Genomic DNA, 13900 nt, shown 5'->3' on the forward strand with positions numbered 1-13900 from the left:
ACCGCATCCCTACCCCGCGTGTCAGCCCACCAATATTCGGGGCGGGCCCGCTCCGGCGGACCAGTTACTCCATCAGACCGGCGGCGATGGTCGCGCCGAGTCCCCGGCATTTCTCCGGTCGCGCTCGAACGGCTGCGTGTGGTCACGGTCCCACACTCGTATCTGGAGTGGCAGCGCACCGTAGCCGCCGGGCCGTGACGACCTGGAGGAGGCCGTAGCCAGACGGATGTCCCGCAAGGGCGTTCTGGCGCGGGCCGGACACCGCTTCCACATGGTGGCACAGCTCGAACAGCTCCTCGGCGAGCTGAAGCGGCCCAACCTCCGGCTCGGCGTGATCCCCCTGGACGCCGAGTACCGCGCCCCGGCGACGAACTTCGTCATCTACGACCGCGCCCAGGTGCTCATCGAGACCGCAAGCGCGGAACTGACCCTCACCCGGCCGTCCGAGATCGCCCTGCACGAGAAGACCTTCGCGCTGCTCGCCGAGCAGGCCGCCTACAACGACGCCGCCCGAGCGCTCATCGGGCGAGCGCTGCTGCGGCGTCGGGATTCGGTGTGACTGTCCGGGCTAATAGCCACTGACACTTCAGCTGGCGCATATTTCGGCCAGGCCTGTCCGCACGGCGCTATGGCTTCCCGACCAAGTGCCGACGCTCGGCCACGCGCTCGGTATACCCAGTGACTCGAGGAAGTCCACGTATGCGGGCCCGACCGGTTCGGAGAAGACAGCGAGACAGATCGGCGGTCGATCCGGATCGTACAGGAAATGGGCATACATCTGGAGCTGAGCGGCGGCGGCGCGGACCGCCTCGGTGGCGTTGCCGTTGTAGACCACCTTGACTTCGACCATCACCTCTCGGTCGAGCCCGCGTATCAACAGATCCCGAGGATGCGCCCCTACCGTCACCGGGCGCAATCCCCGCGCGCCGCACCAAGCTCCGTACTGCTCGACAACGTCCTCGTGAGTTCGTTGCTTCACCAGCACAGCATGTTTCACGACAGCTCTGTAGTCGGCCGAGTCCTTTGGTTTGAAATCCTCGAAGGCACTGCGGGGCGCGTCATCGCGAAGGTCCTTCGCGGCCGATACACCTGCCTCCGACAACTGCCAGAGCCCTTTTTGCCCATCGACATTGGGGTCGCGGAGCAGACCGATCCGAACCATGGTGGCGCGCTCATAGGACGCTACGTTCATCCAAATAGCCTCGCCGGGGCGACTTTCGCGCTCGTAGTGGTCGCCTGGTAAAAAGTCACTCGCGTGAGCTGCCCCTATCAGGCCGAGCACTTGCTGACGGGATGCGGACCCTCCCACTGTGGCGAGTGACCGAAGAATCCACTCCCGGTACCGAATTTGCGGTGTCTGTTCTGCCATTGCTCCGAATTCCGAATCTGTCACCAGCTCGCCGAAAGTGCTGCTACCGCCCCGCGCAAACTGTAGCCAGTCGGTCCGACGCCGACTGACCGATCGAGGGTATCGCCCTAGGGGCCTCAGCCGGACGGCTCGTTTTGGCCCGCCCGAGAACCTGCCCCGAGATTCGTCTCGTCGCCGCGTCCACCACCGCCGAGGGCGTCGTGGTGGTGCACCGCGACATCTCCGCGCCTATGACCTCCGAGCAGTGGGCGCGGGCAGCGGTAGAGCTGGCGTTGGATGTGGGAGCGTCCGAGATCGCCGTCGAAGGCTTCGCGGCCCGCGAGACCTACACCCGCGTGGTCTCAGATGCACTGCGCCGCTACAGGACTGCCCGACCCATCCGGGTTGCGAGCTGGCCGCCTCGGGGGTCTGGCCGCGGGGGCGGTGACGCACAGGCTCGCTCGGCTGCGCTGCTGCAAGGGCTGGAAGTCGGGACGTGCCGGATCGCCGGTCACCTGCCCGCGCTCGAACAAGCGGCGGTGCAGTGGAATGCCGGACAGCACCAGCCTGATTCGCTCGCCGCGTTGGTGGTCTCGCACGACGTGCTGGTCCACGCGGCCGGGCAACGGATGACCTTCGGCTCCCCGCTGGCGGCCGAACGCAAGTTCGGCGAGGGCGGAGCCGTGACGGGGATGTCAGAGTTCCTGCGTCGCAGACTAGGTTGACCAGCATGGAGAACGAGAGTGCGCAGGCTCGGCGGTGTCGACCGGTTCCCGAGCGGGCAGTGTGCGCCGTCGAGGCATGCACTTACAACGACACCGACGACGGCATGCTGGCCGGTGGAGGTCGCACTCAGCTCCTCGAATTCCTCCAACAACCACCGGAGGGTGGCGACTGTGATTGTGCGCGGTGCCAGGCCCGCAATCAGCCGTTCACCTTCGAAGAGGCCATCGGCGTTCTCGATCATGTCTCAGACCGGGTCGCCGTGCTCTACTTGCTCGGCAAGGTTGACCTGAGCGCAGGCCTCACGTCGTGCGACAACTGCGGGCACTGGCTACCTTCGTTCGCGGATTCGCCATCATCGACGCCCGGCACCCTGGAACACGCACGCTGCCCCTACCACCCCGACGGTCGATCGTGGTCGGGCAGTCCTGGCGAAAACACGCCGGGCAACCTCTGATCGCGGCTGTAATCCGCTAACTGCTCCGGGTTGGCGAACGAGACGAACCCCGCTGAATCCCGCTAACTCGCGATGACATGTAGGCAAGATGTCGTATCCCACCGACAACAACGAGATCATGCTCTGGCTGAAAAGTCCTGAGTGTCAGAGCGGAATGCTTGGATGGGCTGCGTGATCGACTTCCTCCACTCCAACGCGGGTATCTACGTCACCGCGACCATCGGCTTGGTGTTCCAGATGGCCGGTGTTTATCTCGTCGTGCGAGACCTGATGCAGGCGCACGGCATCGCTCGCAAGTTCACGGACAACATGAACGTCATCGAGAAGGCTCATCAAGAGCTGCAAGACGATTCGATGACCGTCGCCCGTGAGTACACCCAGGGCGAGGACGAAGCATGGTCCACAATGATCCGCCCGACTGTCGAGATCGACATGCGTGCTCGGAAGGTCGAGTTGGTGACGCGCCAGATCGTTGGCTACTTGTTGTCCGAGGTGCAGGTTCCGAACCGCTGGAAGACATGGATCGGCCCGGCCTCGCTCCTGCTGGGCATCGTGTTGGCGTACGCAGCTTCTATGCTCTCAGTCCGGTGACTGCTGCTCAACCCAGGCCAGTGACGGCAGTTGCGCTGCCGGTCCTCGGCCTCGACGCGCGCACGGATGCCGTCGACCGACTTCTCCGGCGGGATGCGCTCGGGCCAGTAAATCGCACCGACGATGACCGCCAGCGGCAATCCGACCACCACCACCCACCCGAGGACGATCACCGCGCCGCCCGGCGCGGTCCCCGGAGGCACAGCAGACCGTGATGGACGGCGATCAGCAGGCGCTCATCCACCGGCGTCTCGTCCACGGCTGCGAGAGCTGCGGTCACGTCGGCGTGGAGTTCCAGGTACTCGTCCATCGGGACCGGCCAGCCGTCCGCTCCGACCACCTCCCAGGTTCCATCGCTGTGCTGGATGTAGCGCGCGCCATCCATGTCGTTCCCCTGCCTTCGCTGCTGCGTGTAGTGCGCCCGCCGCCGGGGAACCGGTGCCGGGCCGGGTCGCTACCCGGCGGCGGGGCTGCACCGAAGCTTGGACGGATACGAGCCGCAAACGGTCCCGCTGCGGGACACACAATGCCCGTTAAGATTGGTTGTTTCACCGGGATTGTCGAGGGAGCGATATGAGCGACCAGTACGACGAAGACGAGTTCATCGGCCGTAGGGTGCGCCAGATTCGTGCCCGCCGAGGCATCTCACAGCAGGTGCTCGCCGATCGAGTGGGCCTGAGCCGTGGAGCAATCGCGAAATACGAAGGCGGCGAACGACCGCTGGACTCGCGCCGCACGCAGCTGGCGCTGGCGTCCGCGCTCGGCGTCACCCTAGGCGACCTGACCGGCAGCGATGATCGAATCGACCCGTCTACGAGCGCCTTCCATCGAGCTGTGCCCGCTATAGAGACGGCCCTGTGGACACAGGGGAACCTGACCGATAACCGCCCGCCGGGCACCCTGGACGAACTCAGCTCGGCCGTCGAGCACGCCTCGCGGCTGCGGCAGAGCGGGGATTACGCCGCGCTCGGCCCGCTGCTGCCCGACCTGCTCACTGACGCCTACCGCCTCACTGATACGGGCAGTCCTGCGGCATGGGACTTGCTGGCCACGGCCGCCTACGGGGTGTCCTCGGCGCTGCGGCAGCGCGGCCACGATGCCCTGGCATGGACCGCTGTGCAGGAATCCGAACGCGCTGCGGGGCACGCCGATTCACTCGCTCCGGTCGCCGCCGCGCACTTCCTCAAGTCCCAGATTCTCGCAGCCCGCCCCGGTGCTCTGGGAGCTGCGCTGACCGTCGCAACCGGAACAGCCGACCAGCTCACACCCGACGCGAGCACGCGCGGCGAGCTGGAGACGGTCGGGATGGCCCGCCTCCAGGCAGGGTTCGCCGAGACGCTGGCCGGGGGCGACCCTGCGCCCCACCTCGAAGAGGCGGCCGAGCTGGCGAGCAGGCTAGCCGACGCTCCGACCGGCCCGAGCACAGCGCGCAACAAGACGTTCGGCCCGGCCAACGTCGCCCTGTGGCGTCTCAGTTCAGCCGTGGAACGCCGCGAGCCCGGCGAAGCGCTGCGCCTCGCGGAGACGCTGGACCCGAACCAGTTGCCGAAGGGGTCTCGACACGCGCTGTACTTCGTAGAGACCGGCCGTGCGTACGCGATGAAGCGTGACCAGCGGGCCGCACTGCACGCGCTGCTTCGCGCCGAGCACGCCGCGCCCCAGCACGTTCGGGGTCTGGCCCCGGTGCGCGAACTCGTCGGCGCGATGCTGCGGGAGGCCCGGCGCGATCTCGCCACTGGAGAACTCGGGCGGCTGGCCCAGCGCGTCGGCGTTGTTCCGGCGTGAGTGGTCCGACTCATTCCATGAGCTGTGCCGCCACGGTCGCGCCGAGTTCCCAGCACGTTTCGAGGTCGCCCGTGGACAGCCACTTAGTTGGCCGCCTTCACGCCCTCTCCGCGTCGGGCGACGCTAGTGTGGCCTGGTGCCAGAAGTCGACGGTTCGGACACCAACCTCCGGTCATGCCCTCTTGTGTTGACGCATGACCGTGTATTCGAGTGTCACTTTCAGCTTCATCAGATGATCGCCGCCTATCATCACCCTGCTCCGTTTAGATACTCAGCCAACGCCTTTCTCGCCAGTTCGAAATCTGTGCTTGAGATGGTGAGGCTCGACATGGAGAAGGAAGGCGAGAACGCTTGGCGTCACGAGCGCTTGGGTCAAGTATTGGCCGATGACCTGTTCACTCAATTCAACCTCGCCCGCAATTTTGTGATCCATCGGGGAAGTCTGATTCGGTCCAGCCAGGTTGAAGTCGGGCTCTTCAATTACCGGCGCCTAAAGCTCGCGCTCAGCACCGAACTCAAGACTGACGAGCCGAGTCATGTTCTGATCGACCGCGTCGCGAACAGCGGTTCCGCTTCGATGTTCGTTCATCCCGACCGCCCATTTATCGGGGAACAGCTTGGAGTTCGGCGTGTGTATCGCGAGCCTCAGTTGAGTACCGAGCATGATGTTTTGACCGCCACCGACATGATTCTGAGCCAGCTGTGCGATCTAGTGGATGACTGTCATGCGCGCCTTGGGGTGCCCTCTGACGATGACGCCCATGACTGCTGTACGGCGCATGACCTCGAACAGCACGCAACGCTGCTGGAAACGGACATAGATCCGTCACTCGTGGAGCAATGGGGCTGGGACTGAGCCCGACTCCCACCTATGCCATGAGCTGAGCCGCCACGGTCGCGCCGAGTTCCCAGCAACGCTCGATGTCGCCCTTGGACGGCTTACCCGACACCACCAGGTACTCGGCCGCCTTCACCCACCCGAGCCCTGTGGTGATCGAGGTGACGCCCTTCTCCGCGCCTTCGGTGCCCTCGTTGCCGTGGAAGTACGCCCCGAACGGGCGGCCACGGGTCGAATCCAGGCAGGGGTAGTAGATGACATCCAGCCCGTGTTTCAGGCCGCCACTCATGTATCCGAGGTTGGCTGGGGTGCCGAGCAGATACCCGTCCGCATCCAGCACGTCCGTCGGCGACAGCGACAGGGCAGCCCGGCGCACCACCTCGACCCCCTCGATCTCCGGGTCGCTCGCTCCGGCGAGGACCGCTTCGAACATCGCCTGGGTGTGCGGGGAGGGGGTGTGGTGGATGATCAGCAACCGGGCCATGGGCTCGCTACTCTCCTGGGTCGCGTTCCAGTTTTTCCAGTGCCACCGCGCGACGCATGGTGTCGCGGGCGCGGCCGCGGTCGCCGGCGTAGTCGTAGGCGCGGGCCAGCCGGTAGGAAGAGCGCCAGTTGTCCGGGTCGGCTTCCCATTCGGTCTTGATCCGCGCGAACAGGGCGTCGGCGGCGTCGCGTTCGATCCGGCCCGAGGGACGGCGCGGCAGCTGCGAGGTGTCGACCTCGAGGCCCTCCTCGTGGATACGCCGGGCCAGTCGTTGATGCGCGAAGGCCGCGCTCAAGGTCGCCCACAGGATCCAGATACCGACAACAGGCAGCAGCAGCATGCCGATGCCGATCGCGATACCCGCGAACCCGCCGTCGGCGATGTAGGCGATGGCGAGACCACCGAGCCGGACGAAGTAGAACAGCAGCGCGACGACCAGAAATGCCACGACCGCAACGGTTTTCAGGACCTGCCGATCAGGTCGCTGGTCGGCGGACTCGCTCACAGATCCAGGAACGGGTCGAGCCCGACGGTCAGCCCCGGTCGCCCGGCGATCTCGCGCACCCCGAGTAGCACGCCCGGCGCGAACGAGGACCGGTCGATGGAGTCGTGGCGGATGGTCAGGGTCTCGCCCTGGGTGCCGAACAGCACCTCCTGATGGGCGACGAGCCCGGCCAGCCGCACCGAATGGACCCGCACACCGTCCACGTCGGCGCCGCGAGCACCCTCGAGTTCGGTGGTGGTGGCGTCGGGGCTGATCCCGACCCCGGCCTCGGCGCGGGCCGCGGCGATCACCGCGGCGGTGCGGTAGGCGGTGCCGGAGGGGGCATCGGCCTTGTTCGGGTGGTGTAGCTCGATGACCTCGACCGAGTCGAAGAACCGTGCCGCCTGCTCGGCGAAGCGCATCGACAGCACCGCGCCGATGGCGAAGTTCGGCGCGATCAGCACGCCCACCTCGGGACGCTGTGCCACCTGCCCGCGCACCTCGGCGAGGCGGGCCTCGTCGAAGCCGGTGGTACCGACGACCGAGTGGATGCCGTTCGCGATCAGGAACCTCAGGTTGCCCATCACCACATCGGGGTGGGTGAAATCGACGACCACCTGGGTGCCGCTCTCGGTGAACGCCTCGAGCGCGTCGCCCTTGTCGACCTGCGCCACCAGCTCCAGATCGGGCGCCGCCTCCACCGCCGCGCAGATCGCCTGCCCGACCTTGCCGCGTGCTCCGAGCACTCCGACCCGAATGGTCACCGCATCTCCTCGTCCTCGACTCAGCTTGCTCGGGCAAGCCTATCGAGCAGCCGACGGGGCCGCGGCGCCGACCTCACGCCATCGAACCAGGCGAGGCGTCAGTCGAAGACGATGACCTGCCGCAGCGCCGCGCCCGCCGCGAGATCGTCCATCGCCTTGTTCACCTGCTCGAGTCCGATGCGGGCCGAGACGAGCCGCTCCAGCGGCAGCTTGCCCGCGCGCCACATCCGCACATATTCGGGAATGTCGCGGGCGGGAACCGCGGAGCCGAGGTAGCTGCCGATGATGGTGCGGCCCTGCGCGACCAGCGCCAGCGGCGAGATCGTGGCGGTGGCGGTGGGGGCGGGCAGGCCGACCGTCACGGTGACGCCACCGGGCGCCGTTGCGGCGACGGCGGTTTCGAACGCGCGAACATTGCCCGCCGCTTCGACCACGACCTCGGCCAGCACCCCTTGCTCGGCGACTTCGCCCGGCGTGCAAGCCACCGTCGCACCGAATTCGCGTGCCAGCGCCAGCTTCTCGGGAACGGTATCGACGGCGATCACCTCACCGAGACCGAGCGAGACCGCGACGAGCACGGCCGCCATCCCCACGCCACCGAGCCCGACCACCATGATCCGATCTCCCGCACCGGGTTTCGCCGCATTGAGCAGCGCGCCGCCGCCGGTGAGCACCGCGCAACCCAGCACCGCGGCCACCTCGGGCGGCACGTCGTCGTCGACGGGCACCACCGAACGCCGGTCCACCACCGCGTGCGTGGCGAAGCCGGAGACGCCGAGGTGGTGCTGCACCTGCTCGCCGTCGCGGGTGAGCCGTCGGCCGCCACCGAGCAGTTCGCCCGCGTTGTTGGCCACGCTGCCCGGCCCACACGGCGTGCGCCCGTTGCTCGCGCAGCCCGCGCAGTCACCACAGCGCGGCAGGAACGTCATCACGACCCGCTGTCCGGGCGTCACATCGTCGACACCGGCGCCCACCGATTCGACGATGCCCGCGGCTTCGTGGCCGAGCAGCATCGGCACCGGGCGCACCCGATTGCCGTCCACCACCGACAGATCCGAGTGGCACAGTCCGGCCGCTTCGATCCGCACCAGCAATTCACCCGGTCCCGGTTCGGCCAATTCCAGGTCGCACACGGTGATCGGTTGTGAATCGGCGAACGGCGCCGGGTCGGCGATCCGTTCCAGAACGGCTCCACGAATCTTCATGCTCGCGACGCTACCGCGAGAGCTCTTTACAGGTTCCGGGATCTGTCGCTAACCTCGATCTCGGTGATGGTGCTCCTGTCGGCCGCCTCGTACCGTGCCCAGGGTCGGCGCCATCACGAACAAGGAGAAATCCCCTGTCAGTGCAGTTCAATCACACCATTGTCGGATGTCGCGATAATCGGGAAACCGCCGAGTTCTGGGCGGACATCCTCGGGTTGGACATAGGAAAAGAGTGGGGGCCGTTCATTCCGATCGCCCTCGATCACGGAGCGGCCTTCGATTTCGCCAAGGTTCCGCCCTTCATTTCCGAGATCCAGCCACAGCACTACGCGTTCCTGGTCTCGGAGGCCGAGTTCGATGCGGCCTACGCCAAGATCCAGCGCTACAAACTGGACCATTGGGCCGACCCTCAGCAACACGGGGTCAACGAGATCAATCACAACGACGGGGGTCGTGGCGTCTACTTCCTCGACCCCAACGGCCACTTCCTGGAACTGATCACCGTTCCGTACGGCGGTTGGCCCGAGTAGGACACCCAGGCCGGTCCCGATTCCTTCGGGACCGGCCTGTGTTCTACGCCGGTTTCGCGCCGGCCCGGATCCCGCGCAGACCCAACAGCGCGGCGCCGACACAGGCCACCGAAACGATCACGATGAACCACGGGAACACCGTCGCGATCCCCCAGGTCGTCGCCGCCCAGCCCGCCGCCAACGTCGGCAACGCCATCGCCGAGTAGGCCAGCAGGTAGAAGGCCGACATCGTCTCGCCACGGCGATGCGGCGGAACGACTTCGGACAGATGGCGCAGCGACCCACCGAACCCGAGCCCGAAGGTGGCGCCGAGCACCAGTCCCGCGAGTACCACCACCGCGGGCTGTTTCGTGGCCAGCGCCGGGATGGTGGCGAGCAGCGCCGCCGCCATGCCGAGGTCGCCGATCACCGCGGCGCGGCGGGCCGGAACGCGGGTGGCGAAGAGCTGGACCACGGCGGCGACCAGCGCGGTGCCCGCGACGACGATGCCGCCGAAGACCAGGTTGTGCATGCCGGTCTCGGCCGCGGCCAGCGACGGATACAGCGACAGCAGCACGCCGAGCACCGACCAGGCGGCCATCACGCCGATCGCGGAGAACCAGAAGTCAGCCTTGATTTCGTGCGGCACCGAGGGTTTCGCGATGGTGATGCGCGCCTTCACGCGGGTGGTGTGCGGTTCACGCAGGGCGAGGATGCCCGCTCCCGCGGCCAGACACACCACCGCGATCACCACATACGGTGTACGCAGCGGCGACGGCGCGTACTGCGCGAGGACCGCGGTGCCGAGGACCGCGACCGCGATGCCGACATTGAACGCGACGCCACTGAGTTGCCCGGATCGCGCACCACGCTCGGGCCGCAGATCCAGCAGGGCCGCGGCGCCCGCGACGACAGTGGCCCCGACGGCCGCCCCGTGTAATGCCCTGGCCAGCAACAACATCGGCACCGAATCGGCGAGCAGGAACGCGACCAGCCCGAGAATCATGGTGGCGAAGGCGCCGATCATCACCGGCTTGCGACCGACCACGTCGGAGATCCGGCCGGAGACCAGCACCGCGCCCAGCGCCGCGAAGGCGTACACGGCGAAGACCAGCGTCGTGGTCAGCGGCGACAGATGCCACTCGGTCTCATAGATCCCGTAGAGCGGAGCGGGCGCCCCGGACACCCCGAGCGCCACCGCGCTCGCGGCCAGGACGAGCCCGTACGCCCAGCGCTGCCCGGCCTCGACCGGCACCATCGTTGTCGCTGCCACAGCAGTCCCCATCAGCAGAGTTTGATCACCATCGAACGTGCCTCACGCTACGCCGAGTATGATGATTATCAAACCCCCGAGTGAGGTAAATCATGACACAGGCTAAAGATCTTTCCCCGGCGCCGACCATACCCGTCGCCGCGCTCCCCACCATCCTCGGCGCCCTGCACGACCCCGTCCGCCTGGAAATGGTCCGTCGTCTGAGCAATGCGGCCGCCCCGATTCGCTGCGCGGCCCTCTACGACGCGATCAACAAATCCACCGCGACCCACCACTTCAAGATCCTGCGCGAGGCGGGCCTGATCGAGCGCCTGACCATCGACGGCCAGACCTACCAGAACCTGCGCACCGAGGCTGTCGAGCACGCCGTCCCCGGCCTGCTCCCCTCGATCGTCGAGGCCGCGAACCGCGCCGACACGCACTCGGCGTGAGCTAGCGCGGCGCGGTGGACTCCGCGCTACCCGGTAGCGGCCTGATCGGCGTCTGCAGCAATCGGCTCGGGATCGTGGGTAGTGGGCGACGCGTAGTCGTCGGCGTCGGCGGCACCACCACCAATTCCCGCCCGCGCACTTCTCCGTCGACGATCTCGGCGCCACCCCACCGCACCGCCAGACCCGCCCCGGCCAGCAGCACCAGCACGCACAACGCCACCACCGCGAGCCCCCAGGTGTGGCGGAACGCGCGCCGGTCGAGCCAGACCGTGATCCCGGCCTCGATCAGCAGGGCGCCGAGCACGACGCCGAGCACCGCAACCAGCGCACCGAACACCGCGGGCTGACGCGCCCACCCCCGCACGAACCCCGCGACGACAACCAACGGGACCAGGCACATGCCGAGTACGACGATCTGGGTCAGAGCGAAGTCCGAACCGTCGTCGGGATCGGGATCGTCGAGACCACGCCGCATCCATGCCGTGAACAGCAACAGATGCCCGAAGGCGGCACCGAAGGCGCCGAGCACCAGCAGTACGCACCCCAGCCGCACCAACCCGGCGAATTCCGACCGCGTCGCGATCGCACCCAGATCCACGATCAATCCCGACACCGCCACCGCGGCGAGCGCCAGCAGCACCCGTGGTCGTCGCGCCACCCTGGCCCGCAGATAACCCGGTGGTAGTTGCTTGCGCACCTTGCGAAACACCCCGTACCAGGCGAGCGGCAGGGCCGCGAACATCACCGGGGAGACCACCCGCAACACGATCGGCGGCGCCCACATCGCCACGGCCGCAAAGCAACCCGCGAAAGCCCAGACCCATGCCGCCAGTCGGAGCAGTGCCCGCCAGTGCATTTCGGCGAGGAGCCGCCGCGCCGCGGTATCGGTCGGCGCGCCGGCCAGCAGGCCGCGCAGGGTCGCGATGGCGGCCTCGCGACCACCGTTGAAACCACCGATCTCGAATTCGGCTCGCGCCTGCATCCGCAGCAGGTCGACGTGCAGCGGGTCGATCGCCAGCCCGGCCGTGATGTGGCGCCGAACCCCGTCGAGGTCGACGAGCCGCTGGTAGGTCTCGGCCGCCGAACAGTGGACGAAGGCGTCGCCGGGTGCCAGCGCGACCGCGTCGACCACCGCCGCGCGCGCCCGGTCCGGGTCCTTGCGCGGACCGTTGCTGTACAACCACGCCAGCAACAGCAGAGTTCCCGCATCGTGTGGCCGCAGCCGGGCGGCGGTGTGGCCGTGCTCCAGCGCCAGGTCCCACTCCTCGCGCATCGGGTAGGCCATCGCCACCAGCTGGTGCGCGCGGGCGGAATCGGGATCGGCGTGCAGCGCCTGTCCGGCGAAGCGCACGGCGTCGTCGTACTCGTCGAGGTCGTAGGCGATGTCCGCCAGTGCGACCAGCACGCGCGGGTCGTCGGGCGCGTGCGCCAGCGCCGTTCCGAGAATCCGCCGCGCCTCCTCGATCCGCCCGATCTCCTGGGCTGCGCGAGCGCGCTCCAACGCCACCTGCACCGGCATGACCGATCCCCTCCCCCTGTCGTTCGGCTCCCCGAGCCGAATCGGTCAGCGCTCGACGAGCTTTCGCACCGAGGCGGGCAGGTCGCGGGTGCGCTGGTACGGCCCCGACACCGCCGCACCGTAGGGGCGGGCGAGCAAGGTGGCGGCGATGTCGCTGACTTCCTCGGTGGTCACGGCGTCGATGCGGGCCAGGGTGGCCGAGACGCTGCGATGATTGCCGTAGCTGAGTTCGCTGCGGCCGATGCGGTTCATCCGCGAGGCCGAGTCCTCGAGACCGAGTACAAGTCCGCCACGCAAAGAGCCCTTGGCCCTGGCGCATTCGGCGTCGGTGACGCCGTTGGCCGCGATGTCGTCGAGCACATCGCGCGCCAATGTCGTCACCTGGCCGAGGTTTTCGGGCTGGCAGCCCAGCGAGACCGAGAACGAGCCGGTATCGGCGAAGGTGTCCACGCTCGAGTACACCGAGTACGCCAGGCCGCGTTCTTCCCGGATGCGTTGGAACAGACGCGAACTCAGGCCCCCGCCGACGATCGTGTTGAGGATCGACAGCGGCCAACGCTGCTGGCCCTCGTGCCTGCCGAAGGCCCGCACGCCGAAGGCGAGGTGGGTCTGTTCACTGTCGCGATTGATCCTGATCAGTCCGGGGGCGCCCTGGGCGCGGAACTTCCCCTCACGACGCGGCGCGGGTTCGGCGGCGGTGTCGAGATGGGGACCGAACGCGCGGTGCACCAGTTCCACGACGCGTTCGTGAGAGACGTTGCCCGCCACCGCGACCACCATGCGCTCGGGTCGGTAGCGACGCTGGTGGAAGCCGCGCAGCTGTGCGGCCTGCATGTTCTCGATGGACTCGACGCTGCCGATCACCGGGCGACCGATGGGGTGGTCGCCGAACATGGCGGTGAGGAAGGAATCGGCCACCAGGTCTTCGGGGTCGTCGTCGCGCATCGCGATCTCTTCCAGGACCACCTGGCGCTCCACGTCGACGTCGATCGCGCGGCACAAACCGTTGAGCACCACGTCGGAGACCAGGTCGACCGCCAGCGGCAGGTCCTCGTCGATGACGTGGGCGTAGTAGCAGGTCTGTTCCTTGGCGGTGAACGCGTTGAGTTCGCCGCCGACCGCGTCCATGGACTGCGCGATGTCGAGGGCGGTGCGCGTCGGGGTCGCCTTGAACAGCAGGTGTTCGAGGAAGTGCGCGGCGCCTGCCACGGTGGGGCCTTCGTCGCGCGAACCGACGCCCACCCACACCCCGATGGAGGCCGAGCGCACGCCCGGCACGTGTTCGGTGACCACGCGCAGGCCACCGGGCAGCACGGTGCGGCGCACCCCACCGTCGGTGGACACGGCGTCAGCGGATTCGGAACTCGACTCGGTCAACTTCGGCTCTGTCACCCGATCCTCGATAGCGGTGTCCTCATCTGGTTCGGTATCCGACTCGATGTGCTTCGACCTCGTCACCCGATCTCACCGGACGGCTGTTCTGGCATGG

The 13900-nt window shown here is 67.6% G+C and carries 17 protein-coding genes; 8 read left to right on the plus strand and 9 right to left on the minus strand.

Going from position 1 to position 13900, the window contains the following annotated elements:
• The first annotated feature begins 226 nt into the window (after positions 1–226).
• Positions 227–559: a Scr1 family TA system antitoxin-like transcriptional regulator gene (locus tag NS1_RS33710; RefSeq protein WP_174562707.1), complete on the plus strand. Its 333-nt coding sequence runs from the start codon at positions 227–229 to the stop codon at positions 557–559.
• A 27-nt stretch (positions 560–586) separates the two neighbouring features.
• Here NS1_RS33710 and NS1_RS33715 read toward each other — a convergent pair whose 3' ends face one another.
• Positions 587–1192 (minus strand): hypothetical protein, encoded by a 606-nt coding sequence (locus tag NS1_RS33715; RefSeq protein ID WP_062991074.1) that lies wholly within the window; start codon positions 1190–1192, stop codon positions 587–589.
• Between the two features lie 311 nt (positions 1193–1503).
• Here NS1_RS33715 and NS1_RS33720 point away from each other — a divergent pair, with 311 nt between their 5' ends.
• The 3 genes from NS1_RS33720 to NS1_RS33730 all read left to right on the plus strand — a co-directional run bounded on the left by NS1_RS33720 (position 1504) and on the right by NS1_RS33730 (position 3119).
• Positions 1504–2073 (plus strand): hypothetical protein, encoded by a 570-nt coding sequence (locus NS1_RS33720; protein WP_373864383.1) that lies wholly within the window; start codon positions 1504–1506, stop codon positions 2071–2073.
• Between the two features lie 5 nt (positions 2074–2078).
• Complete coding sequence (locus NS1_RS33725; RefSeq protein WP_157125529.1) at positions 2079–2528, plus strand: hypothetical protein; 450 nt, start codon at positions 2079–2081, stop codon at positions 2526–2528.
• 171 nt (positions 2529–2699) lie between these two features.
• Positions 2700–3119, plus strand: coding sequence for a hypothetical protein (locus NS1_RS33730; RefSeq protein WP_157125530.1), 420 nt, complete (start codon positions 2700–2702; stop codon positions 3117–3119).
• A 169-nt stretch (positions 3120–3288) separates the two neighbouring features.
• Here NS1_RS33730 and NS1_RS33735 read toward each other — a convergent pair whose 3' ends face one another.
• Complete coding sequence (locus NS1_RS33735; RefSeq protein WP_062991080.1) at positions 3289–3504, minus strand: hypothetical protein; 216 nt, start codon at positions 3502–3504, stop codon at positions 3289–3291.
• Positions 3505–3692: 188 nt separating this feature from the next.
• Between NS1_RS33735 and NS1_RS33740 the strand changes: the two genes are divergently transcribed.
• Together NS1_RS33740 and NS1_RS33745 are read left to right on the plus strand one after the other, a co-directional pair.
• On the plus strand, positions 3693–4904 hold the full coding sequence (locus tag NS1_RS33740; RefSeq protein ID WP_062991082.1) for a helix-turn-helix domain-containing protein: 1212 nt from the start codon (positions 3693–3695) through the stop codon (positions 4902–4904).
• Positions 4905–5040: 136 nt separating this feature from the next.
• Positions 5041–5760 carry an Ea47 family protein gene (locus tag NS1_RS33745; RefSeq protein WP_157125531.1) on the plus strand — a complete coding sequence of 240 codons (720 nt, stop codon included), beginning with the start codon at positions 5041–5043 and terminating at the stop codon, positions 5758–5760.
• A 13-nt stretch (positions 5761–5773) separates the two neighbouring features.
• On the opposite strand, the gene NS1_RS33750 is transcribed toward NS1_RS33745, so the two are convergent.
• The 4 genes from NS1_RS33750 to NS1_RS33765 all read right to left on the minus strand — a co-directional run bounded on the left by NS1_RS33750 (position 5774) and on the right by NS1_RS33765 (position 8679).
• Positions 5774–6226 carry a flavodoxin family protein gene (locus NS1_RS33750; protein ID WP_062991085.1) on the minus strand — a complete coding sequence of 151 codons (453 nt, stop codon included), beginning with the start codon at positions 6224–6226 and terminating at the stop codon, positions 5774–5776.
• A gap of 7 nt (positions 6227–6233) precedes the next feature.
• Entirely contained in the window at positions 6234–6674 is a 441-nt protein-coding gene (locus NS1_RS33755) for a hypothetical protein (protein WP_371852069.1), read from the minus strand.
• A 53-nt stretch (positions 6675–6727) separates the two neighbouring features.
• Positions 6728–7474, minus strand: coding sequence for a 4-hydroxy-tetrahydrodipicolinate reductase (dapB, locus tag NS1_RS33760; RefSeq protein WP_062991090.1), 747 nt, complete (start codon positions 7472–7474; stop codon positions 6728–6730).
• Between the two features lie 98 nt (positions 7475–7572).
• The gene (locus NS1_RS33765; protein ID WP_062991092.1) at positions 7573–8679 is read right to left on the minus strand and encodes an alcohol dehydrogenase catalytic domain-containing protein; all 1107 of its coding nucleotides are present in this window, start codon (positions 8677–8679) and stop codon (positions 7573–7575) included.
• Positions 8680–8813: 134 nt separating this feature from the next.
• On the opposite strand from NS1_RS33765, the gene NS1_RS33770 reads away from it, so the two are divergent.
• Positions 8814–9209 carry a VOC family protein gene (locus NS1_RS33770; protein WP_062991128.1) on the plus strand — a complete coding sequence of 132 codons (396 nt, stop codon included), beginning with the start codon at positions 8814–8816 and terminating at the stop codon, positions 9207–9209.
• 43 nt (positions 9210–9252) lie between these two features.
• Here the strand turns inward: NS1_RS33770 and NS1_RS33775 are convergent, their stop codons facing one another.
• Positions 9253–10473 (minus strand): MFS transporter, encoded by a 1221-nt coding sequence (locus tag NS1_RS33775; RefSeq protein WP_255284795.1) that lies wholly within the window; start codon positions 10471–10473, stop codon positions 9253–9255.
• A gap of 80 nt (positions 10474–10553) precedes the next feature.
• Here NS1_RS33775 and NS1_RS33780 point away from each other — a divergent pair, with 80 nt between their 5' ends.
• Positions 10554–10892, plus strand: a complete 339-nt coding sequence (locus NS1_RS33780; RefSeq protein ID WP_062991094.1) for an ArsR/SmtB family transcription factor — start codon at positions 10554–10556, stop codon at positions 10890–10892.
• A gap of 1 nt (position 10893) precedes the next feature.
• Here NS1_RS33780 and NS1_RS33785 read toward each other — a convergent pair whose 3' ends face one another.
• A complete protein-coding gene (locus tag NS1_RS33785; protein WP_062991096.1) occupies positions 10894–12411 on the minus strand; it encodes a tetratricopeptide repeat protein in 1518 nt (505 codons plus the stop codon).
• 45 nt (positions 12412–12456) lie between these two features.
• Positions 12457–13788: a M16 family metallopeptidase gene (locus tag NS1_RS33790; RefSeq protein WP_062991133.1), complete on the minus strand. Its 1332-nt coding sequence runs from the start codon at positions 13786–13788 to the stop codon at positions 12457–12459.
• Positions 13789–13900 lie beyond the last annotated feature (112 nt).

The organism is Nocardia salmonicida NBRC 13393, from assembly GCF_001613085.1.
Classification (GTDB): Bacteria; Actinomycetota; Actinomycetes; order Mycobacteriales; family Mycobacteriaceae; genus Nocardia; species Nocardia salmonicida.